We start from the raw sequence: 22,488 nt of genomic DNA on the forward strand, positions 1-22,488 counted from the left end.
GGCCTCATGCCATCCCTTTCCCCAGCGCAATAGGCAGCGGGCACGGAGAGAAGGGCATGGCAGGCATTTCCCCATCCGAGACGGAACGGCTTGTCACGCACGCCGCCGCACCCGGCATCGCCGCAGCGGGACGCATCCTCTCCGCCGACCTGCCCACGAGCGGGACGCAGCGCATCATCCAGGACTTCGATCCGACCCGCGACAAGCTCGACCTTGGCGCCAACTCGGTCCATGCCTTCATCGTGGTCGACACGCCGGAAGGGGTGGCGTTCCGGGATCCGTGGAGCGGCCGGGAGGTGCTGATCGCCGGGATCTCGCTGGGCCAGCTCACGGTGGACAGCTTCGTGCCGGTGGAAAACGACCATCTCCGCCAGGATCTGAGCGGCGCCCTGGCCTGGGAGCACGGCATCCAAGCCGCGCCGCACACCGTCTATGCCCGTTCGCACGAAATCGGCCAGATCGACCGTGTCGCCTTCGATCCGCAAACCGACACCATCTACGGCACGCGCGAACAGATCTTCATGGTCGACAGCGCCGAAGGCGTGGTCATCGGCAACTACACCACCGGCCAGGCGCTGATCCTGCTCAACGCTAAGGTGGCGGAGCTGTCGATCGACAATTTCGTGTTCCACAACGCGCAGGCGAAAGAAGACTGCCTGTGGTTGCAGCTCGGCTTCACCGCGATCCCGGAGTCGCAGATCCGCAGCCGTGCCGACATTCCCACCGCTGGCACCAATGCGTGGCCGACCGAAGCCGGTCCCGGCGATCCGCCCTCGGGGGAGGCCGGCACCACCTTTCTGATCGACTGGGACCACAGCAGCCACGTCGTGCTGGACTTCGACCCGGCCACCGACCGGCTCGACTTCAACTATTTTCGCCCGAACGGATTCACCGTTGCCGAGGCCGGCGGCTCGGTGGTGATCGCCATCGTCGGGCAGAACCAGAGCTATACGCTGGATGGCGTGGCGTTGGCGGAGCTCGATTACAACAACATCGTTGCCGTCGAGGACGCGACCTACCAGACCTGGCTCGCGCTCATCGACGAGGCGCGCAACGATGCGCCACAGGCGGCGATCCCCGTCTTGTCGGTCGCCGATGCACAGGTCACCGAAGGCCAGTCTGGCGCAGGCATGCTGATGTTCACGGTGAGCCTGTCGGCGGCGGCGGCCGGCGTGGTGACGGTGGACTATGCGACGCTGAACGGCACCGCACAGGCGGGCTCGGACTACCAGGCGGCGCTCGGCACCCTCACCTTCCAGCCCGGCGAGACCTCGAAGATGGTGCATGTCGCCATCAATGGCGACACGACGTTCGAAAGCGATGAAACATTCCAGCTTGTGCTCTCCTCGCCGGCCGGCGCCGCGCTCGGCGACGGCAGCGCGGCCGGCACCATCCGTAATGACGACGCCACGCCGGCCGGCCGGCCACTGATCCGCGTGGGCGACGTCACGGTCGCAGAGGGGGACGATGGCGAACCGCACATGATGTTCCCCATCACGCTTTCCTTCGCGTCCGATACGCCGGTCAGCGTACGCTATTTGACGCGCGACGATGCCGCGAAAGCCGGCAGCGACTATGAGGCGATGTCCGGCACGGTGACCTTCGCGCCGGGACAGACCGTGGCCCATGTCCACGTGCCACTGATCGGCAACCGGACGGTCGAAGCCGACGAGCGCTTCTATCTCCTGCTCGGCCATGCCAATGGCGGTACGATCGTCGATGGCATCGGGCAGGGGTTCATCACCAATGACGACGCCGTCACGCCTCCTCCCTCCGGCAGCGGCGACGAGGTGATTTTCACGGTGACCGACGACTGGACATCCGGCTTCACCGGCGCGATGACCTTGATGCCGGAGGACACGCTCAACGGCTGGACGGTCGAATTCGACGCGCCATTCGCCATCGGCAACATCTGGAACGCCGAGATCGTCAGCCATGTCGGCGATCACTATGTGGTCCGCAACGCTTCCTGGAACGGCAAGGTCGCGGCGGATGGCGCTGTGACATTCGGCTTCCAGGCCGCGCCCGGCGGCGCCAGCACGGCGGCCACTGGCTTCATCGTCAACGGCGTTTCCACCGGCGAGCCAAAACCGGAGCCGGAACTACCCATGCTTGCCGTCGCCGATACGCAGGTGAGCGAGGGCGACAGCGGCATGGCGCATCTCACCTTTACCGTCAGCTTGTCGGAAGCCTCGACCTCGGCAGTGACCGTCCGCTACGCCACGGCCAACGCCAGCGCGACGGCCGGCAGCGACTATTCCCCGCTCTCCGGCAGCCTCACCTTTGCGCCGGGCGAATTCACCAAGACAATCCATGTGATGGTCAATGGTGACACGCTTGTCGAGGCCAACGAGACCCTGGCGCTCACCCTCTCCGATGCGACCGGCGCCACCATCGCCGACGCGCGGGCCACCGGCACCATCCGCAACGACGACGTGGCGGCGCCGGTGCCGAAGCCGGTCGTGTCGGTGTCCAATGTGTCGGTGACCGAAGGCGATCCGGGAACCGGCTCGGCCGCAGATGGCTGGTTCTCCACCTCCGGCAACCAGATCGTCGATTCCGCCGGCAATCCGGTGAAGATCGCCGGCGTGAACTGGTTCGGCTTCGAATCCACCAATGCCTCGCCGCATGGCGTGTGGACGCGCGGCTATCAGGACATGATGGACCAGATGAAGGATCTGGGCTTCAACACCGTCCGCCTGCCCTTCTCCACCGACACGCTGCACGCCAGCAGCGCCGCCGGCATCGACTACGGCCAGAATCCGGAATTCCAGGGCCTGACGCCGCTGCAGATCATGGACAAGGTGGTCGAATATGCCGGCGATATCGGCCTGAAGGTGATCCTCGACCATCATCGCTCCGGCTTCGGCGCCGGCGCGTCGGAGAATGGCCTGTGGTACGACAGCGCCCATCCGGAATCTCAGTGGATCGCCGATTGGCAGATGCTGGCCGAGCGCTATGCCGACGACCCCACCGTCATCGGCGCCGATCTGCACAATGAGCCGCATGCCGGCACCTGGGGCGGCGGCGGCGCCAATGATTGGGCGGCGGCAGCCGAGCGCGCCGGCAATGCCATCGGCGCGGTGAATGACAACTGGCTGATCTTCGTCGAAGGCGTCGGTTCCTATCAGGGCGAGAATTACTGGTGGGGCGGCAACCTCATGGGTGTGCGCGACCGCCCCATCGAGCTCGACGTGCCGAACAAGCTCGTCTACTCGCCGCATGACTACGGCAATTCGGTATATGCGCAGCCCTGGTTCCAGGGCTCGGACTTCGCCGCGGATCTGCCGGCGAAGTTCGACGAGATGTGGGGCTACATCTACCGGGAGGGCATCGCGCCGGTCTACATCGGCGAGTTCGGCACCCGGCTGCAGGACCCGAAGGACGCGCCCTGGCTGGAGGCGCTCACTTCCTACATGTCCGGCGACTTCGACAATGACGGCGCCCTCGACATCCCGGCGGACGAAGAGGGGATGAGCTGGACCTACTGGTCGTGGAATCCCAACTCCACCGATACCGGCGGCATCCTCAAGGATGACTGGCGCACGGTTCACACCGACAAGCTCGCCTATCTCGAGCCGATCCAGTTCGATTTCGACGATGGCGTCTCCACCGACGCAACCTACGCGGTGTTCATGGTGGCCCTCTCGGAGGCTTCCACCGAAGCCGTCACGGTGGGCTTCCACACCATGGCCGGCTCCGCCGACGCCAGCGATTTCACAGCGGTCAGCGGCACGCTTACCTTCCAGCCGGGCGAAACCTCGAAGCTCATTCGCGTTCCCGTCACTCCCGAAACGCAGGGCGAGCCGGACGAGCAATTCACCCTGATGCTCACCGATGCCGACGGCGCGGTGATCGGTGTCGCGGAGGGCGTCGCGACCATCGTCGACGACGACAAGGCGGTGCCGATCATGCCCAGCCTCAGCATCGCCGATGCGCGGGTGGAGGAAGGCCATGCCGGACAGAGCGGACAGCTCGCCTTTACCGTGACGCTGTCAGCGCCGGCCACCGAGACGGTAACGGTCGGCTATCGCACGGTGGACGGCACCGCGGTCGCCGGGCAGGACTACACGCCGACTACAGGGTCCCTCACCATCGCCGCCGGGCAGACCACCGCGACCATCCATGTGCCGATCATCGGCGAAAACGCGGTGGAAACCGACGAGCGCCTCACCGTCGTGCTCACAAACGCGGTCGGGGCGACCCTCGGCGATGCTCAGGCGATCGGCACCCTCGTCAATGACGATGCCGCCGTGCCTCCGCCCTCCGGCGGCGGCGATGAACTCGTCTACACCGTGACCGACGACTGGACATCCGGCTTCACCGGCGCGATGACCCTGAACGCCGACGACGCCTTGAACGGCTGGGTGGTGGAATTCGAGGCGCCATTCGACATCACCAACATCTGGAACGCCGAGATCGTCAGCCATGTCGGCGATCATTATGTCATCCGCAATGCGAGCTGGAACGGCAAGGTGGCGGCGGATGGCCAAGTGTCGTTCGGCTTCCAGGCCTCGCCGGGCGGCGCCAGCACGACGGCGTCGGATTTCGTCGTAAATGGCGAACCGGTGGGCGGCTCTGAGCCGCTGGCGCGGATGGTGGCGCTCGCCGAACCGGCTGACGACGAGGCCTCGCTGGAGAGCGGGGCCGGCCTGTTATTCGACGACGTGCTGACCCCGATGCTGTCGGATGTCACGACCTCCGAGGACGGCTTCAATGTTGAAGTGACGATCCACAACGACGGCGACGCCGCCAAGGGCTGGACGGTCGAGATCGGCACGCCCTTCGAGATCACCGAGGTGAGCAACGCCGAGATCATTGCTCGCACAGAGGATGGCTACATCATCGGCGGCATCGGCGAGAGCAGCGCAGTCGGCGGGAAGGACGACATTACCTTCGAGATCGCCGGCCACGGCGTGTTCACCGCATCGCAGTTCGACCTTCTGATCTAGAGCCTGCCCGAACCGCTTCAATTCCCATCGATCGGTCACATTGCCCGCTCGATGGTCGCCAGATGCCGACGGCCGTAACGCCCCCGCATCCGCCCTGCCCCGCCCGCCTCCGCCCTGCCCCGCCCGCCTCCGCGACCGGCGCGAGCCGCGTCCCGCTTTCCGCTGCCGGCTCGCAGCCGTAAGGTCTCCCGTGACGCACCGATCCGCCACCCCCTCCTCGGCCTCCATCGTCGGACGGGCTTTGTCGACCTGCCGCGGTGCCTTCGCGGTGGTCGGAATGTTCTCCGCCGTCATCAACGTGCTGATGCTGTCGGGCTCACTGTACATGTTGCAGGTCTACGACCGGGTGCTGAGCTCGCGCAGCGTCGAGACCCTGATCGGGCTCTCTCTGCTGCTTCTGGCCGCCTACGCGCTTCAGGGGGTTCTGGATGCGATCCGCGTCAGGATGCTGGCGCGCATCGGCGCCCGCTTCGACGAGCAGGTGTCGCCTGCCGCCTTCGATGCGGTGCAGCGGCTTCCCCTGCTCGGTTGGCGGTCCGATCAATCGCTCCAGCCCATCCGTGACCTCGATCAGATACGCGGCTTTCTCTCGTCGCTGGGGCCGACGGCACTGTTCGACATGCCGTGGATGCCGCTGTTCTTTGCCGGCTGCTTTTTGCTGCATCCCTGGCTGGGCTGGCTGGCGCTGTCGGGCGGGGCGCTCATCCTCCTGCTGACCGCGCTGACCGAGTTCGGCAGTCGCGCCGCCACGAAGGCGCAGCTGTCAAGCCGCCTCAGCCGTGATGCGGTGGTGGAAGCCAGCTGGCGCAATGCCGAGGCGCTCGCCGCCATGGGCATGGCCGCGTCCTTCCGGGACAAATGGCAAGACGCCAATCGGCACCACGTGCGCGACTGGCTCGCCGGCGCCGATCTCACCGGTTCTGCCGGCGCGGTGGCGAAGATCCTGCGCATGGCATTGCAATCGGCGGTGCTCGGGCTCGGCGCCTATCTCGCCATACGGGGCGAGATTTCCGGCGGTGCCATGATCGCCGCCTCGATCATGACCTCACGCGCCTTGGCGCCGATCGAGATCGCCGTCGCCAACTGGAAGGGCTTCGTCGGCGCCCGGCAGGGCGTCGCACGGCTACGGCAGATTCTGGACATGCCCGCCTTCGCGCGACGCGAGCGCACAACCCTGCCGGCGCCGTGCCGCCAGGTGACTGTGGAGAATGTCGTCGTCGCGGCGCCCGGACGCCAGGCGCCGATCCTGCAAGGGGTCGCGCTTCGGCTGGAATCCGGGCAGGGCCTCGGCATCATCGGCCCCAGCGCATCCGGCAAGTCGACGCTGGCGCGCGCGCTGGTCGGCGTCTGGCAGCCGCTCAAGGGGGAGGTGCGTATCGACGGCGCCGCCCTCGACCATTGGGACCCCGCCGAGCTGGGCCGCCATATCGGCTATCTGCCGCAGGACGTCGAATTGCTCGACGGCACCGTCGCCGAGAACATCGCCCGTTTTGCCCCCGACGCAACCGACGAGGCCCTCGTCGCGGCGGCGTTGGCGGCAGGGGCGCATGAATTGATCCTTCGGTTGGAAAAGGGCTACCACACCCGCATCGGCGAGAATGGCGCCATGCTTTCCGCCGGCCAGCGCCAGCGCATCGGGCTGGCACGGGCACTCTATCGCGATCCGTTTCTGGTCGTGCTCGACGAACCGAACTCCAATCTCGACACCGATGGCGACGAGGCGTTGACCACCGCCATTACCGGCATCCGTGCGCGGGGCGGCATCGTGGTGGTGGTCACTCACCGGCAGGCGGCGATCGCCGGGGTCGAACAGATCGCCATGATGGCGGACGGGCGCCTTCAAGCGATCGGGCCAAAGGACCAGATCCTTCAGAGAATGGCCAAGCAGGGTGGCCTGCCGAGCATCCGACGCCCGGCGGTGGCATCATGACGGCCGAACTCCGCGTGGAACACGATGTCTGCCGCTCGCTCAAACGTCTCGCCGTGACAGGCGGGGGAGCGGTCCTGCTCTTTGCCGGCACCGTCGGCGTGTGGGCCATCACCACGACCCTGTCCGGTGCCGTGGTCGCTTCCGGCCAGTTCGTCGTCACCGGCAGCGTCAAGAAAGTCCAGCATCCCACCGGCGGCATCGTCGGGCAGCTCAATGTCCGCGAGGGCGACAAGGTCGAAAGCGGCGCCGTCGTCATCCGTCTCGACGACACGGTCACTCATGCCAATCTCCAGGTCGTCACCAAGCAACTCGACGAGCTGGCGGCGCGGCGTGGGCGCCTGAGGGCGGAGCGCGATGACCAGCAGGTCATTTCCATCGCGGCCGAACTGGCCGACCATACCGGGCAGGCGAACATTGCCGAACTGATCGCCGCGGAACAGCGCCTGTTCGACGCAAGGCGAGCCGCGCGCAGCGGACAGAAGGCTCAGCTCACCCGGCGCGTCGGCCAGCTGCGAGACGAGATCACCGGCCTGCGCGCCCAGCAGATCGCCAACGGTCAACAGGCCGAGCTGATACGGGAGGAATTGAGCGGTGTGCGGGACCTCTATCGGCAGAAGCTGATCTCGATCAGCCGCAAATCCGTGCTGGAGCGTGAAGCCGCCGAGCTCGACGGCCAGAAGGGCCAGCTTCAGGCGGCGATAGCGCAGGCAGAAGGCAAGATCGCCGAGACCGAACTGCAGATGATCCAGATCGACGACGCGGTGCGCGAAGAGGTGATGAAGCAGTTGCAGGAGGCGGAGAGCAAGGCGGCCGAGCTCATGGAACGCCGCATCGCGGCCGAGGAAGAGCTGCGCCGCGTGGAAATCCGCGCACCGGCTTCCGGCTATGTGCATCAGCTTGTGGTCCATACCGTCGGCGGCGTGCTCACGCCGGCCGAACCCGCGATGCTGATCGTCCCCGTCGAGGACACGCTGGAGATCGAGGCCCGCGTGAACCCTCCCGATATCGACCAGATCGCCCCGGGCCAAAGTGCGCATGTGAAGATCCATGCCTTCAACCAGCGCACCACTCCCGAACTGGCGGGCACCGTTTCGCGCATCGCAGCCGACACCAGCAGGGACGAGCGCACCGGCGCACCGTTCTATACGATCCGCGTCAGGCTTCCGGCCGACGAACTCGCGCGCATCGCCCCGCAGCGGGTCGCCGCCGGCATGCAGGCCGATGTCTTCGTGAGAACTGTCGACCGCACGCCGCTCGAATATGTCGTCAAGCCGCTGCTCGATCAGGTCGCCAAAGCGTTCCGCGAAAGATGATCCTGCGCCGACAGCAATGGCCGGAAAGCGGCCCGGCGCCGAGCCTCAGGCCACCAGGTCCTTGAGCGGTGCCAGCCCGGCAGTGTCGGGGAACACGTCGCGCGCGAGATAGCCGGCCGGAGCGCCGAACAGGTCGGCGAGAATGCCCTTGGCTACGCTGCGCACATCGGTGGTCGGACGAAGGTCACGCCCGTCCAGCAGCGCCGCGTCGGACAGGCCCGGCCAGTCGGCGATCACCCGGCCGCCGCGAATGGCGCCGCCCGCCAGCAGCACCACGGTGCCGGTGCCGTGGTCGGTCCCCCGCGTGCCGTTGATTCGGGCGGTGCGGCCGAATTCCGTCACCACCATCAGCGCGGTATCCTTCCATGTCGGCCCCAGCGTCTCGGCGAAAACGCCGATGGCGTCGTCGAGCCCGCGCAGGCGGTTGGCGAGTTGCCCTTTCACACCCCCCTCATTGGCGTGGGTGTCCCAGCCTTCGAAGGCGAGGCCGGCAATGCGCGGACCGTCCTCCTGCGCCAGCAGGCGAGCGGCGCCGAGCGCGGTCCGGCTCATGCCCTTCGGGTCCGACAGGCCGCCCTGGCGCCGGATCGCCGGCCCGTTCATGGCGATGAGATCCTCGGTCTTCAAACCCTCGATCAACATCCGATGCAAAGCGGGGTCCCGCTCGGCATAGAGCGCGGCGAGACGGTCGGCGAGGTCGTCGCCGGCCGGGGGCAATACCGCCGGGCTCCAGCCAAGCACCGGCGCCGGCCCGCGCACCACCAGCGGCGCCACCGGCCCGACGCCGAGCGCCCCGGCCGGGGCGATGCGATCGCCGGCTGGCAGGCCGGCAAGGAAGCGGTTCAGCCAGCCGGTCTCGATCTTCCCCGGCGCCGGCTGGCCGCTTTCCAACACGTCCTGGCCGTCGAAATGCGAGCGCTCGCGATAGCCGGTTGCCGCCGCGTGCACGACGCTGGCCTGCCCTGCCTTGTAGAGCCGGGCAAAGTTCGGCATCGAAGGATGGAGCGCGAAAAAGCCGTCGAGCGGCAGCGCCGGGATCTCGCCATCGAGCGAAAGCGCGAGGTCGCCATGCAGACCGGCATAGGCAGGATCGCCCACCGGCGCCACGGCGGCGAGCCCGTCCAGCGCGCCACGCAGCACGATGCAGACGAAACGCGCATCCCGCCCACCCGCCGCACGGGCTATGCGCGGCATGAAGGCCCAGGCGAACAGGGCGCCGGAGGTGCCCAGCAACGCGCGACGGGAGAGCGAGGTCTCGCAGAGGTCCATGGCTATCTCCTCTGGAATTCGGGCGACATCAGCAGCAGCGCGATAGCCTGCGGCCGGCTCTCGGCACGACGCACCGCCCGCAACGTCTCGTCCGAAATCGTGGCGCCGAAGGCGGCTTCGGCGAGCGCCAGCGGATCGGTGGCGCCGGCGGCCCGGCCGATCTGGTCGGCGACATCGAGGCGCGTCTTGATGCCGGTCGGCGACAGCCATTCGTCGCTGCGGTCGGTGAAACCCTTCGGACTGCCGGGATTCCACATCGGCTGCCCCATGGCGATGAGCTGGCCCAGCGCCATCTTCACCTGGTCCGGCTTGCCGGTCAGCCGCAGCGCGGCAAACAGGAACTCCTGCGGCGAGCGCAGCTTGCCGGCAGTTGCGTCCCATGCCTCGGGAGATTCCACCAGCGCCCGGGCGAGTTGCTTCAGGTCGCCGCCGCTGGTGCGGAAGCTCGCCGCCAGCCGGGCGACCAGAGCTGGCGGCGGATCGTCGGCGACGAAATACGTGGCGAACTTGCCGGCGATATGGCGGGCGGTGGCTGGATGCGCCGCCAGCGCCAGCAGCGCCGCCTCCCCCTGCTCGACGCCGCCTTCCGGATAGACGCGGCCGAGCAGCGTCTGGTCGCCGGGCTCGTGGCGGATCGGTGCAAAGGTGAAGCTCCCGCCATGGAAGGCGTCCTCATCCGCCGACGCCACCGTCCAGCCGGTGAGGATACGGGCCAGCGACGTGACATCGGCCTGCGTATAGCCGCCATTGACGCCGAGCGTGTGCAGCTCCAGCATCTCGCGCGCCAGATTCTCGTTGAGGCCGCGCTTGTTCTTCAGCGCCGTGTTGGAGGTCGGGCCGATGGACTGGTTGTTGTCGAGGTAGAACAGCATCGCCGGGTGCTGCTCCACCGCCTTCAGCATGTCGGCGAAGCGACCGAGCACATGCGGGCGGATGGCCTCGCGTTCGAAGGCACCGGCGGTGATGCGCATCGGCGCATCCTTGAGCGCGATGGCGAAGTGATTGGCCCAGAACAGGACAAGACGTTCGGTGAAGCCCACCGGCGCATCGTGCATGCGGACGAGCCGTGCCGCCACCTCCTGCTCGTAGACCGGAGTGTCCGACGACCGGCCGGCGCCGCCGCCGGCCATCGACGGGGCCGCCGCGTCCATCGCCGAGCCGGTCGATCGCTCCATGCCCTGCCCTGGCCGCGCATCCGCAGGCAACGCCACCGCCATCGGCCCGGCGGCCTCCGGCCCCGTCTGCCGCTGCTGGCGGGCGCGGGTTACTGCGCGCTGATAGGCGGCGTTGCGGGCAAGCGCCTGCTGGCTGGTCGGCAGCTCGGGAATGTCCAACCGGGCGGTGGCGGGCCGTGCCAGATCTTCGACGAGCGCCCCGCGCGGGTCGGACCGGATATGGGCGAGGTCGCCGGGACGAGGACCGAGCCCGAAACGGCGAAGGGCGGTGAGCGCGGCGAGGTCGTCGGACATGCGAACGGCCCTGCATGCAAGCGCATCGCCTCTGCCGCGCCGCGCAAACAGGCGTCACGGCAAGCCGACGCGCGGCGTCTCTCCCCCGAACGAGACGGTGAAAGCCATTTGGGGCGATTTGGCGACCTTCGGCTACGAAAGCAGCAGCCGCAACACGATGCCGGCGAAAGCGCAGCCGGCGAGCGTCGTGAACATGCCGAGCCGGAACCACAGCATAGCCACCATGGCGGCAGCCGCCAGCAGTGCGGCACGCCAATCCACCGAGCCCAGAACCGGCAGATCCGGCCGCAGGCCGAGAATCTCCACGCTCTCCACCTGCCGGAACAGCACATGCAGCGAGAACCACAAAGCGAGGTTCAGGATGACGCCGACCACCGCCGCGGTGATCGCCGACAGCGAGGCCGACAGCGCGCGGTTGCCGCGCAGCGATTCTACGAAGGGGGCACCGAGGAATATCCAGAAGAAGCAGGGCGCGAAGGTCACCCATAGGGTCAGCAATGCGCCGAGGGCGCCGGCCAGCAGCGGGTCGAGCGGCCCCGGATTGCGGAACGCCGCCAGGAAGCCGACGAACTGCACCACCAGGATCAACGGGCCGGGCGTGGTCTCGGCGAGACCGAGGCCATCGACCATATCGCCCGGCGCCATCCAGCCGAAGCTGTCCACCGCTGCCTGCGCCACATAGGCGAGCACCGCATAGGCGCCGCCGAAGGTCACCACCGCCATGACGCTGAAGAACGCCCCGATCTGGGTCCACACGCTGGAAGATCCGGTCATCGCCCATAGCAGCAGCACCGGCCCCAGCCATAGCGGTAGCCATATCGCCGCCACCCGCAACGCCCGGCCCCACGAAGGAGCGGCATGGGCGAGCTCACCACGCTCGAACATCGCATCGACTACGCCGGGCGCTTCCGGCACATCCCCTTTCGCGCCCTGCCCGGCCGGGACGAACAGCGACGGCGCGTAGCGATTGCCGATCCAGCCTGTGAGCCCGGCCAATGCGATGATAAGCGGAAAAGGCAGGCGGAGCAGATAGATGGCCAGGAAGGCTGCGACGGCGATGCCGATCATCAGCCGGTTCCGGAGCGCGCGTCGCCCGATCCGCACCACCGCCTGCACCACGATGGCGAGCACCGCCGCCTTCACGCCGAAGAATAGCGCATCGACCAGCGGCACGTGACGATACAGGGCATAGAGGGCACTCAGACCCAGCATGATCAGGGCGCCGGGTAGCACGAACAGCAGTCCGGCGATCAGTCCGCCCGCGGTGCGGTGCAACAGCCAGCCGATATAGGTGGCAAGCTGCTGCGCTTCGGGGCCGGGCAGAAGCATGCAGTAGTTGAGCGCGTGCAGGAAACGCTGTTCCCCGATCCAGCGGCGGTCCTCCACCAGCTCCTTGTGCATGAGCGCGATCTGCCCCGCCGGGCCGCCAAAGCCGAGCAGACCGATCTTCGCCCACACCCGGAAGGCTTCGGCCAGGGTCGGGGCGGTCGGGAGGGGGACACGGGCGGGGAGCACGGTCATGGCGATCGGATCCGACTGGAATCAGGGACGCGGCTTCCGCCGGGTGGCAAATAGCCGGGATCAAAACCATGGAAACGCGACAGCCGGAAGTCAGCCGGCCGAGCCAATTTCCCGCGCCTCCCCGCTCGCTTCCGGCCTGTCCTCATAGAGTTCGAGCGGCAGCCCGTCCGGATCGGCGAAGAAGGTGAACCGCCTGCCCGTATAGGGATCGGTTCGCACCGGCTCGACATCGATGCCGAGTCGGGAGAGGCGCGCAATCTCCTCGTCGAGGTCGGCCGTGGCGAAGGCGAGGTGGCGCAGTCCGCAGGCTTCCGGGCGGCTCGGACGCGGCGCGGGCGCCGGAAACGAGAACAGCTCCAGCCGCGCATTGCCGGCGTCGAGGTCGCATTTCCACGAGGACCGCTCCGCGCGAAACACCTCGTGCAGCACCGGAAATCCCAGCGTTTCGCAATAGAAGCGCCGGGAACGTTGATAGTCCGAACAGATGATCGCGATGTGGTGAATGCCCCGCATGAGGCGACCTTATCCGGAGTCGGATGCTCGGGACAGCAAGCTTACAACTGTAACGGACTGTCTGTGGAAGGGGGCTTTCCCGCCCACTCTCCCGGAGAGAAGATCATTTCTCACCGACCGGACTCGCCAGCTGAATCGCAGGCGTCGCCAGCGGTCATGGGCCGGATTATCCACCGATGCGTGCATCGGTGAAACCGCTCCGTGCGAATTGGCAACGGATGACTTCGCACAAATCGTCGCCGTGCACTAGAACTGTGCATGTGCGACGCCAATCTCGCGTGAAAGGAATGTTCACATGAGCCGCTTCCGATCTCTTCTCATCGCCACGCTCCTGCTCGGTACCGCCGCTCTGCCGGCCGCCGCCGAGAGCATCTACAACCGCGGCAACTCCGCCGATCCGGAATCACTCGATCCGCACAAGACCTCGACCGTCTACGAGGCGCATATCCTGCGCGACGTCTTCGAGGGGCTGGTGATGCAGAATGCCACCTCCGACCTTATTCCCGGCGTGGCGGAGAGCTGGACGGTTTCACCCGACGGCAAGACCTACACTTTCAAGCTGCGGCCGGATGCGGTCTGGTCGAATGGCGACCCGGTTACGGCGGAGGATTTCGTCTATTCGTTCCGCCGGCTCGAGGATCCCGCCACCGGCGCCGAATACGCCTCCATGCTCTACGTCATCAAGAATGGCGAGGAGGTGAACACCGGCAAGGCGAAGCCGGAGGAACTCGGCATACGTGCCGTCGATGCCAAGACATTCGAGGTGACGCTCAAGTCGCCCACCCCCTATTTCCTGGAAATGCTGACCCATCAGGCCGCCTATCCGGTGAACAAGGCGTCGATCGAAAAATTCGGCGCCGATTGGATCAAGCCCGGCAATCTGGTCTCGAACGGCGCCTTCACGCTCACCGAATTCATTCCCAACGACCACATCAAGCTGGTGAAGAACCCGAAGTTTCATGCCGCCGGTGAGGTGAAGCTCGACGTGGTGAACTACATCCCGACCGAGGATCGCTCCACCGCCATCAAGCGCTACGAGGCCGGCGAGCTGGATTCCAATGACGACCTGCCCACCGAGCAGCTCGCCGATCTCAAGAAGAAATTCGGCGATCAGGTGAAGCTCGGCCCCTATCTCGGCACCTATTACTACGCCATCAAGACCGACAAGGCGCCGTGGAACAACCCGAAGCTGCGCCGCGCGATCTCGCTGATCATCGACCGCGACTTCCTGGCCGAGAAGGTGTGGCAGAACTCGATGCTGCCGGCCTATTCCATGGTGCCCCCGGGCATCGACGGCTATACGCCGGCCGAGGCAGACTACGCCAAAACGTCCCAGTTCGACCGCGAGGACGAGGCCAAGAAGATCCTTACCGATCTCGGCTACGGCCCCGGCAAGCCGCTGAAGCTGGAGATCCGCTACAACACCTCGGAAAATCACAAGAACACCGCGGTGGCGATCCAGGAACAGCTCAAGCCGTTCGGCATCGAAGTATCGCTGATCAACACCGATACCAAGACCCATTACGGCCATCTGGAGCAGAAGGGCGATTACGACTATGCCCGCGGTGGTTGGATCGCCGACTACAAGGATCCCGAATCTTTCCTCGGCATCTCCCGCAAGGCGAGCGGCAACAATTACTCGAACTTCGACAATGCCGGCTTCGAGACGTTAATGGACGAGGCAGCAGCGGCCGGCGCCGATCCGGCGGCCCGCATGAAGAAGCTCGCCGAGGCCGAGAAGGTGCTCGTCGACGAGCTCGGCAACATGCCGCTGCTTTATTACAGCTATCACGAGATCGTCTCGCCCAAGCTCAAGGGATGGGAGCCGAATGTGATGGCCGTCCATCCCTCGCGCTTCATCAGCAAGTGAGCCGGCCCGCCGGCGGCGGCGCTCCGCGCGCCGCCGGCTCCACCTCCCGGCTACGGGGACGATTCAAGTGCTACGCTATGTCCTGCGGCGGCTCCTGACCGCCATCCCGACGCTGTTCCTCATCGTCACCCTCTCGTTCTTCCTGCTGCGCGTCGCCCCGGGCGGGCCGTTCAGCCAGGAGCGCGGGCTGAGCCCGGAGGTGAGGGCCAATCTCGAGCGCGTCTACCAGCTCGATGCGCCGCTGTGGCGGCAATACCTCTCCTATCTCGGCAATCTCCTGCACGGCGATTTCGGCCCCAGCTACAATCTGCCGGATTTCACCGTGGCGGACCTATTCCGCGTCGGCCTGCCGGTCTCGGTACAGCTCGGCGCCTCCGCCCTGGTGCTGGCGCTGATCCTCGGCTCGATACTGGGCATCGTCGCCGCCCTGCGGCAGAACCGCGGCGTCGATTACGCCGTGGTCGCGCTCGCCACCGCCGGCTCCACCATTCCGACCTTCGTCATCGCCCCGCTCTACCAGCTCGTCTTCGCGCTTACCCTCGCCTGGGTGCCGGTGGCCGGCTGGGGCGGCGGGGCGCTCGTCAACAAGATCGGCCCGGCGCTGACGCTGGCTTTGCCGCAGATCGCCATCGTCGCCCGCCTCATGCGCGGGGCGATGATCGAAGCCTTGCGCGCCAACCACATCCGCACCGCCCGCGCGCTCGGGCTCGGTAGCTGGTCGGTGGTGGTGAAGCACGCTTTGCGGGGCGCCCTGCTCCCGATCATCTCCTATGCCGGCCCGGCCGCGGCGGCGCTGCTCACCGGCTCGGTGGTGGTGGAGACGGTGTTCGCGATTCCCGGCGTCGGCCGTTACTTCGTCGATGCCGCGCTCAATCGCGACTACACGCTGGTGATGGGCACCGTGGTGGTGATCGCGGTCTTCGTCATCATGTTCAATCTGATCGTCGATCTGCTTTACGCGCTGGTCGATCCGCGGGTGCGTTATGACTGAGCTTGTCCTCTCCCGGCCCGTCAAGGGACGGTCGCTGTGGATCGACGCCTGGCGGCGCCTCACCGCCAACCGCGCTGCCGTGGTGAGCGTGGTCTATCTCCTGCTGATGGGCGTTGCCTGCCTCGTCGGCCCGCTGCTGACGGGCCATCACTACACCACCATCTACACGGACTATGTTCGGGTGCCGCCAAGCCTGACGGCCTATCCCAAGCCGGACCAGATCTCCGGCATGCTGGACGAACTGATCCGCCGCATGCGGGTCGACCTCGTCGCGTGGAACGATCAGGATGATCGCATCAGCCTGACCATCCGCTCCTCTCGGCCGATCGATCCGCGGGTGGTGCGCTATTTCGACCGTTCGTCGAGCTTCGCCGACCCAAAGGTGGAGACCACCTCGCCCGACGGGCTGACCCTGACGCTCAGCACCGCGGTGGCCAAGCACTACTTCCTGTTCGGCACCGACAATACCGGCCGCGACCTGCTTACCCGCACCCTCATCGCCGGTCGGGTGTCGCTGGCGATCGGCCTGCTCGCCGGGCTCACCGCCGTGGTCATCGGGGTGATTTACGGCGCCACCGCCGGCTATCTCGGCGGGCGCATCGACGACATCATGATGCGCATCGTCGACGTGCTCTATTCGCTGCCCTTCATCTTCCTCGTCATCATGCTGGTGGTGTTCTTCGGCCGCAACTTCGTGCTGATGTTCATCGCCGTCGGCGCGGTGCAATGGCTCGACATGGCCCGCATCGTGCGCGGGCAGGCGCTGTCGATCCGCCGGCAGGAATATGTGCAGGCCGCCCTCGCCCTCGGCGTTTCCCCGCTCGGCATATTGTGGCGGCACGTGGTGCCGAACACGCTCGGCCCGGTGGCGGTCTACATGACGCTGCTGGTGCCGCAGGTGATCCTCCTGGAGAGCTTCCTCTCCTATCTCGGCCTCGGCGTGCAGGAGCCGCTCACCAGCTGGGGCGTGCTGATCGCGCAGGGGGCGAAGAACATTCCCTCCGCCACCTGGCTGCTGATCTTCCCGTCGATCTTCCTGACCTCGACGCTGTTCGCACTGAACTTCCTCGGCGACGGCCTGCGCGATGCGCTCGACCCGAAGGACCGCTGACATGGGCGAGACGACACCCCTGCTCGAACTCGCCAATCTCGACGTGCGTTTCGACACGGCGGATGGCGAGGTCCATGCCGTGCGCGGCATCAATCTCACGGTGGCCCCCGGCGAGACCCTCGCCGTCGTCGGCGAATCCGGTTCCGGCAAGAGCCAGGCCATGATGGCGGCCATGGGCCTGCTCGCCAAGAACGGCCGGGCCACGGGAAGCGTGCGCTATCGCGGCCGCGAGATCCTCGGCCTGCCGGCGCGGGCGCTCGACGAGATCCGCGGCGCCAAGATCGCCATGATCTTCCAGGAGCCGATGACCTCGCTGGACCCGCTCTACACTATCGGCAACCAGCTCGCCGAACCGCTGATGCGCCACAAGCGCCTCGGTGCGAAGGCGGCACGGCAGCGGGCGGTGGAACTGCTCACCCTGGTCGGCATTCCCGACCCGGAACGGCGGCTCCGGGCCTATCCGCACGAGCTCTCCGGCGGCCAGCGCCAGCGGGTGATGATCGCCATGGCACTGGCCGCCGAGCCGGACGTGCTGATCGCCGACGAGCCGACCACCGCGCTCGACGTCACCGTGCAGGCGCAGATCCTCGAATTGCTTCGCTCGCTGCAGCAACGTTTCCACATGGGCATCGTGTTCATCACCCACGATCTCGGCCTCGCCCGCCACTTCGCCGACCGGGTGGCGGTGATGCGGTACGGCCAGGTGGTTGAGGAAGGCCCGGCGTTGCGCGTGCTCACGCGACCGGAGCACGACTATACCCGCATGCTGCTGGCCGCCGAACCGACGGGCACTAAGGCACCGCCGCCCGACGACGCCCCCATCGTGCTGGAGGCGCGCGCCATCGACGTGACCTTCCAGATCGGCGGCGGGCTGCTGGCCGGGCCGCCTCTGGAGATTCGCGCCGTCGACAAGGTCAGCGTGACGCTGAAACAGGGACAGACCATCGGTATCGTCGGCGAGTCCGGCTCCGGCAAGTCGACGCTGGGCCGGGCGCTGATCCGGCTGATCCACAGCGAGGGCGATATTCGCCTGTTCGGCCAGCCAATTGGCGGCCTCGACGCCGCTGGCCTGCGCGCACTGCGTCGGCAGGTGCAGATCGTGTTCCAGGACCCCTACGGCTCGCTGTCGCCACGGATGACGGTCGGCGAGATCGTCAGCGAGGGCCTGCGGGTTCATGAGCCCCAGCTCGACGCCCGTACCCGCGAACAGCAGGTGATCGCGGCGCTGGAGGACGTCACCCTCGATCCATCGCTGCGCAACCGTTATCCGCACGAATTCTCCGGCGGCCAGCGCCAGCGCATCGCCATCGCCCGCGCCATCGTCCTGAAGCCGCGGGTGCTGGTGCTGGACGAACCCACCTCGGCGCTGGACCGCTCGGTACAGAAGGGCATCGTCGAATTGCTGCGCCGGCTGCAGAGGGAATACGGCCTCTCCTATCTGTTCATCAGCCACGACCTGTCGGTGGTGCGAGCGCTTTCGGACTGGATCATGGTGATGCGGCGCGGGCAGCTGGTCGAGGCCGGCCCCACCGAGGAGGTCTATGGCGCGCCGGCCGCCGCCTATACGCGCGAACTGATCGCCGCCGCCTACGGGCTGACCGACGCCCAGGAGGGCGCCGCCTCGGCCGGAAATTGACGGGCAGGGAACTCCCCTGCCCGTCCGGTCTTCAGGAGCAGGGAGACGCCGGGCGGGAAACATCCCGCCGCCGGCCTCCTCGCTACAGCCGGTTGTCACACGATGAAGTCGACCAGGCCGCCATCGACGCGCAGCGCGGCGCCGGTGGTGGCGGAGGCCAGCGGCGAGGCGATATAGACCGCCATGTTCGCCACCTCCTCCACAGTGGCCGGGCGGCCGATGAGCGAACCCGGCCGATGCGCCTTGACGAAATCGGCGCCGGCCTGCTCCAGCGTCTTGCCGGCGGCCACCTCTTCCTTGAGCATCGCCGCCACGCCTTCCGACAGCGTGGGGCCGGGGAGGATCGAATTGACCGTCACGCCGGTGCCGGCCATGCGCTTGGCCAGTCCGCGCGCCACGGCGATATCGGCGGTCTTGCTGACGCCGTAATGGATCATCTCCACCGGAATGTTGAAGCCGGATTCCGAACTGAGGAACAGCAGGCGCCCCCACCCCTTCTCCGCCATGCCCGGCAGATAGGCCCGCGCCACCCGCACGGACGCCATCACGTTCACCTGCCAGTGGCGTTCCCACACCTCGTCGTCAGCCTCGAAGAAATCAACCGGCTGGAAGATGCCGAGATTGTTGACCACGATATCGAAGGCCGGTTCGGCGGCGACGAGGGCCGTCACGCCTTCCGCCGTCGCAAGGTCGACCGCCCTGCCGCGCGCCGACCCGCCCAGTCGCGCCACGGCGGCGTCGACCTTGGCCTGGGTACGCCCGTTGATGACGACAGCGGCGCCCGCATCGTGCAACCCCTTGGCGATGGCGAAACCGATGCCCTCGGTCGAGCCGGTGACAAGAGCGCTCTTGCCTGAAAGATCAATCTTCACGATCCATGTCCTTGTTTGCGCGAGCCGAGGAGACCGCTCGGGCCTGCCCGCTCGCCGGAGATGGACCGGAGAATACCGCTCCGGGCGACGGCGAAAAGGCACGCCCGCCGCAATGTGATGCGCCCGCTCTCGTTCGCGACAGCAAAGGTCTCCCGCGACGCAAGAATCCTGTCGAAGAAAGCCGGCCGAGTGCACCCGCCTTGTCTAGGCGGGTTGCGGCGCCGCCAGTTGCCTGCCGAGCCGCAAGACCTCGGCAACGAGCAGATCGAGGTCGTCCCGGCGCGTGCGGTGATTGCAGATCGCGGCGCGCAGGCAATGCCGGCCGTGGATCGTCGTGTCGGAGAGTGCAGCCACGCCGGTCTCCTGAAGCCGCAGCATGATCTCGACATTCACCGCCTTGAGCCGTTCCTCGTCCAACCCGCCGGGATCGAAGCGGAAGCACACGATGTTGAGCTCGACCGGCATCTGCAACGACAACTGCTCCTCGTCCTCGATAAGGGAGGCGAGATATCGGGCCTGACCGATGTTCTGGTCGATGAGCCCCCCGAACTTCGCCCGCCCATGCTCCATCAGCGCCATCCAGACCTTCAGTGCCGCGAAGCCGCGGCTCGTCTGCAGGCCGAACTCGTGCAGCCATGTACCCGAAGCGATGCCGCGCGGCGTCGCCTGCAGATATTCCGGCGAGACCGCGAAGGTCTGCCGGTGGATCGCCCGGTTGCGGATCACGACGCATCCCACCTCGAAAGGGGCATGCAGCCATTTGTGCGGATCGAGCGCGACGGAATGTGCGCGGCCGATGCCTTTCACCCGCCAGCCATTCTCCGGCGCGATGGCGACCAGCGCCCCGATGCAGCCGTCGACATGGAACCAGAGCCCTTGCTCGGCCGCGAGATCGGCCAGCGCGTCGAGATCGTCCACCGCGCCGGAATTGACCGTGCCGGCGGTACCGATGATGCAGGCCGGTGCGAGGCCGTGCGCGCGGTCTTCGGCGATCGCCTCGCGCAATGCGGCGATGTCGATCCGGCCTTCGTCATCGGTCGGAATGCGGCGCAGGGCCTTGTTGCCGAGACCGAGGGTCTCGACGGCCTTGCGGTGGCAGGAGTGCACCTGATCGGAGGCATAGAACCGCAACGGCCGCTCCAGCGCCGCGAGCCCCTCCTCGCGCAGGTCGACGCCCGCCATGGCGTTGCGTGCGACCGTCAGTGCCAGCAGGTTGGCGACCGAGCCGCCGCTGACCAGCGCGCCGCTCGCACCCTCCGGGAAGCCGACCATGTCGCGAAGCCAGTCGACCACCTGTTGATCGAGCAGAGCGGCGGCATGGCTGCCGCCGCCGAGATTGGATCCCTGGACTGCCGCCAGAAAATCTCCGAGCGCGCCGGTAAAATTGCCCGCTCCCATGAACCAGGACCAGAAGCGCGGATGGATGTTGCCCATCGGGTAGGCCATCACGCGATCCCGCACCAGCCCATAGACGGCTTCGACGGGCGTCGGCTCCTGCGGAAGCCCCGTCTGGAAGGCGGCGCGGACATCGTCCGGCATCGGCTGCCACACCGGCCGTTCGCGCAGGCGGGCGACATGATCGACGGCGTCGTCGACGATCCGGTGAGCCAGCGTGGCGACGGACGACCAGTCCGGCGGGTCGAGGGTTTCCTCGGGGAGGTTTTGCGGCGGGGTACGCGTATCCACGGCGGTCGTCCTCGCAAGGTTCAGGCAGGAAGCTGAAATCCGGGCGTCGAAAGCGACAGCTCGAGCTCTGCGGCGTCCATCTCCGCCGGGATCGACTCGTAGAGCGGGGTCGACAGATAGCGCTCGCCGGTATCGGGCAGCATGCACAGCAGCACCGAGCCGGCCGGAGCGGCCTCGGCGATCTGCCGCGCCACGCCGAAGGTGGCGCCACCGGAAATGCCGGTGAAGATGCCTTCCTTCTGCGCCAGCGCCTTGGTCCATTCCATCGCCTTGGGTCCGGCGATGGGGACGATCTGATCATAATAGTGCTCGTCGATGGCCTCCTGCAGCACTTTGGGAATGAAGTCCGGCGTCCATCCCTGGATCGGGTGCGGCTCGAAGGCGGGGTGGCTTGCCGCCGGGGCACCGTCGCCCTCGCGCGGCTGCGCATGGCCCGAGCCCAGCAGTTGCGCATTGGCCGGCTCGCTGAGGATGATCTTCGTCTCGGGCCGCTCGCGCCGCAGCACGCGCGAGACGCCGACCACGGTGCCGCCGGTGCCGTAGCCGGTGACGAAGTAATCCAGCCGCGAGCCGGCGAAATCGTTGACGATCTCGCGCGCGGTCGTCGTCTCGTGGATCGCGGCATTGGCCGCCGTCTCGAACTGGTGGGCGAGGAACCAGCCATTCTTCTCGGCGAGTTCGACCGCCTTGCGGTACATGCCGAGACCCTTCTGGGCGCGCGGGGTGAGCACCACCTTGGCGCCGAGCATGCGCATCAGCCGGCGCCGCTCGACCGAAAAGCTGTCCGCCATGGTCACCACCAGCGGATAGCCCTTCTGGGCGCAAACCATCGCCAGCCCAATGCCGGTATTGCCGCTGGTCGCCTCGACGACCGTCTGGCCCGGCTTCAGCGCCCCGCTGCGTTCGGCATCCTCGATGATGGCGATGGCGAGCCGGTCCTTGACCGAGGAAGCCGGATTGAAGAACTCCGCCTTGACGTAGATCGTCGCATGATCGACGCCGAGATTGTTGATGCGGATGACCGGTGTGTCGCCGATCGTTTCGAGCACGCTGTCGAACAGCCTGCCCCGCCCAGTGGTTGTCCGCGCTTCGGTCCGCTCGAGCATTGCCTTCCCTCCGATGTCGGCTCGCTTCCCGGGCGTGATGCGCTTCTGCGGAACGAGCTGTCAGATGCCAATTTGAGGCGCAAGTGGTAGTCTCGCCACGGGTCATCGGGCGTGGGAGGCCACGTGGGAGTGCCCATGGAATCGACACGGAACGCCATGTCGTCCTCGCTCCCGCAACGGAGCTTGCGCTTTGTCGGGCCGCTTGTCTTGTTTCGCGACGGCGTGGCCCTGCAATTGCCACCGTCGCGA

General features: G+C 67.0%; 14 protein-coding genes. 7 read left to right on the plus strand and 7 right to left on the minus strand.

Going from position 1 to position 22,488, the window contains the following annotated elements; translation table 11 throughout:
* The first annotated feature begins 56 nt into the window (after nt 1-56).
* The 3 genes from KHC24_RS00500 (at nt 57) to KHC24_RS00510 (ending at nt 8,195) form a co-directional block, all read left to right on the plus strand.
* On the plus strand, nt 57-4,952 hold the full coding sequence (locus KHC24_RS00500; RefSeq protein ID WP_213358493.1) for a Calx-beta domain-containing protein: 4,896 nt from the start codon (nt 57-59) through the stop codon (nt 4,950-4,952).
* A 190-nt stretch (nt 4,953-5,142) separates the two neighbouring features.
* Nucleotides 5,143-6,882: a type I secretion system permease/ATPase gene (locus KHC24_RS00505; RefSeq protein ID WP_271180576.1), complete on the plus strand. Its 1,740-nt coding sequence runs from the start codon at nt 5,143-5,145 to the stop codon at nt 6,880-6,882.
* Entirely contained in the window at nt 6,879-8,195 is a 1,317-nt protein-coding gene (locus tag KHC24_RS00510) for an HlyD family type I secretion periplasmic adaptor subunit (RefSeq protein ID WP_213358494.1), read from the plus strand. Before KHC24_RS00505 ends, KHC24_RS00510 begins: the two co-directional genes overlap by 4 nt.
* Before the next feature lie 45 nt (nt 8,196-8,240).
* Here the strand turns inward: KHC24_RS00510 and KHC24_RS00515 are convergent, their stop codons facing one another.
* The 4 genes from KHC24_RS00515 to gloA2 all read right to left on the minus strand — a co-directional run bounded on the left by KHC24_RS00515 (nt 8,241) and on the right by gloA2 (nt 12,967).
* Nucleotides 8,241-9,464 carry a DUF1501 domain-containing protein gene (locus KHC24_RS00515; protein WP_213358495.1) on the minus strand — a complete coding sequence of 408 codons (1,224 nt, stop codon included), beginning with the start codon at nt 9,462-9,464 and terminating at the stop codon, nt 8,241-8,243.
* A gap of 2 nt (nt 9,465-9,466) precedes the next feature.
* Entirely contained in the window at nt 9,467-10,933 is a 1,467-nt protein-coding gene (locus KHC24_RS00520; protein WP_213358496.1) for a DUF1800 domain-containing protein, read from the minus strand.
* A 132-nt stretch (nt 10,934-11,065) separates the two neighbouring features.
* On the minus strand, nt 11,066-12,454 hold the full coding sequence (gene chrA / locus KHC24_RS00525; protein WP_213358497.1) for a chromate efflux transporter: 1,389 nt from the start codon (nt 12,452-12,454) through the stop codon (nt 11,066-11,068).
* Between the two features lie 90 nt (nt 12,455-12,544).
* Complete coding sequence (gloA2, locus tag KHC24_RS00530; protein ID WP_213358498.1) at nt 12,545-12,967, minus strand: SMU1112c/YaeR family gloxylase I-like metalloprotein; 423 nt, start codon at nt 12,965-12,967, stop codon at nt 12,545-12,547.
* Nucleotides 12,968-13,262: 295 nt separating this feature from the next.
* On the opposite strand from gloA2, the gene KHC24_RS00535 reads away from it, so the two are divergent.
* The 4 genes from KHC24_RS00535 (at nt 13,263) to KHC24_RS00550 (ending at nt 18,575) form a co-directional block, all read left to right on the plus strand.
* Nucleotides 13,263-14,837, plus strand: coding sequence for a peptide ABC transporter substrate-binding protein (locus KHC24_RS00535; RefSeq protein ID WP_213358499.1), 1,575 nt, complete (start codon nt 13,263-13,265; stop codon nt 14,835-14,837).
* A 67-nt stretch (nt 14,838-14,904) separates the two neighbouring features.
* A complete protein-coding gene (locus KHC24_RS00540) occupies nt 14,905-15,828 on the plus strand; it encodes an ABC transporter permease subunit (RefSeq protein ID WP_213358500.1) in 924 nt (307 codons plus the stop codon).
* Complete coding sequence (locus KHC24_RS00545) at nt 15,821-16,939, plus strand: ABC transporter permease (RefSeq protein WP_213358501.1); 1,119 nt, start codon at nt 15,821-15,823, stop codon at nt 16,937-16,939. The genes KHC24_RS00540 and KHC24_RS00545 overlap by 8 nt, the downstream gene beginning before the upstream one ends.
* A gap of 1 nt (nt 16,940) precedes the next feature.
* On the plus strand, nt 16,941-18,575 hold the full coding sequence (locus KHC24_RS00550; RefSeq protein ID WP_246545957.1) for an ABC transporter ATP-binding protein: 1,635 nt from the start codon (nt 16,941-16,943) through the stop codon (nt 18,573-18,575).
* Between the two features lie 95 nt (nt 18,576-18,670).
* On the opposite strand, the gene KHC24_RS00555 is transcribed toward KHC24_RS00550, so the two are convergent.
* From KHC24_RS00555 to KHC24_RS00565, 3 genes are all read right to left on the minus strand, one after another.
* The gene (locus KHC24_RS00555) at nt 18,671-19,447 is read right to left on the minus strand and encodes an SDR family NAD(P)-dependent oxidoreductase (protein ID WP_213358503.1); all 777 of its coding nucleotides are present in this window, start codon (nt 19,445-19,447) and stop codon (nt 18,671-18,673) included.
* Nucleotides 19,448-19,651: 204 nt separating this feature from the next.
* A complete protein-coding gene (locus KHC24_RS00560) occupies nt 19,652-21,133 on the minus strand; it encodes a pyridoxal phosphate-dependent decarboxylase family protein (protein WP_213358504.1) in 1,482 nt (493 codons plus the stop codon).
* A 20-nt stretch (nt 21,134-21,153) separates the two neighbouring features.
* Nucleotides 21,154-22,239 (minus strand): PLP-dependent cysteine synthase family protein, encoded by a 1,086-nt coding sequence (locus tag KHC24_RS00565; protein ID WP_213358505.1) that lies wholly within the window; start codon nt 22,237-22,239, stop codon nt 21,154-21,156.
* Nucleotides 22,240-22,488 lie beyond the last annotated feature (249 nt).

It is taken from the genome of Ancylobacter defluvii (assembly GCF_018390605.1).
Taxonomy (GTDB): domain Bacteria; phylum Pseudomonadota; class Alphaproteobacteria; order Rhizobiales; family Xanthobacteraceae; genus Ancylobacter; species Ancylobacter defluvii.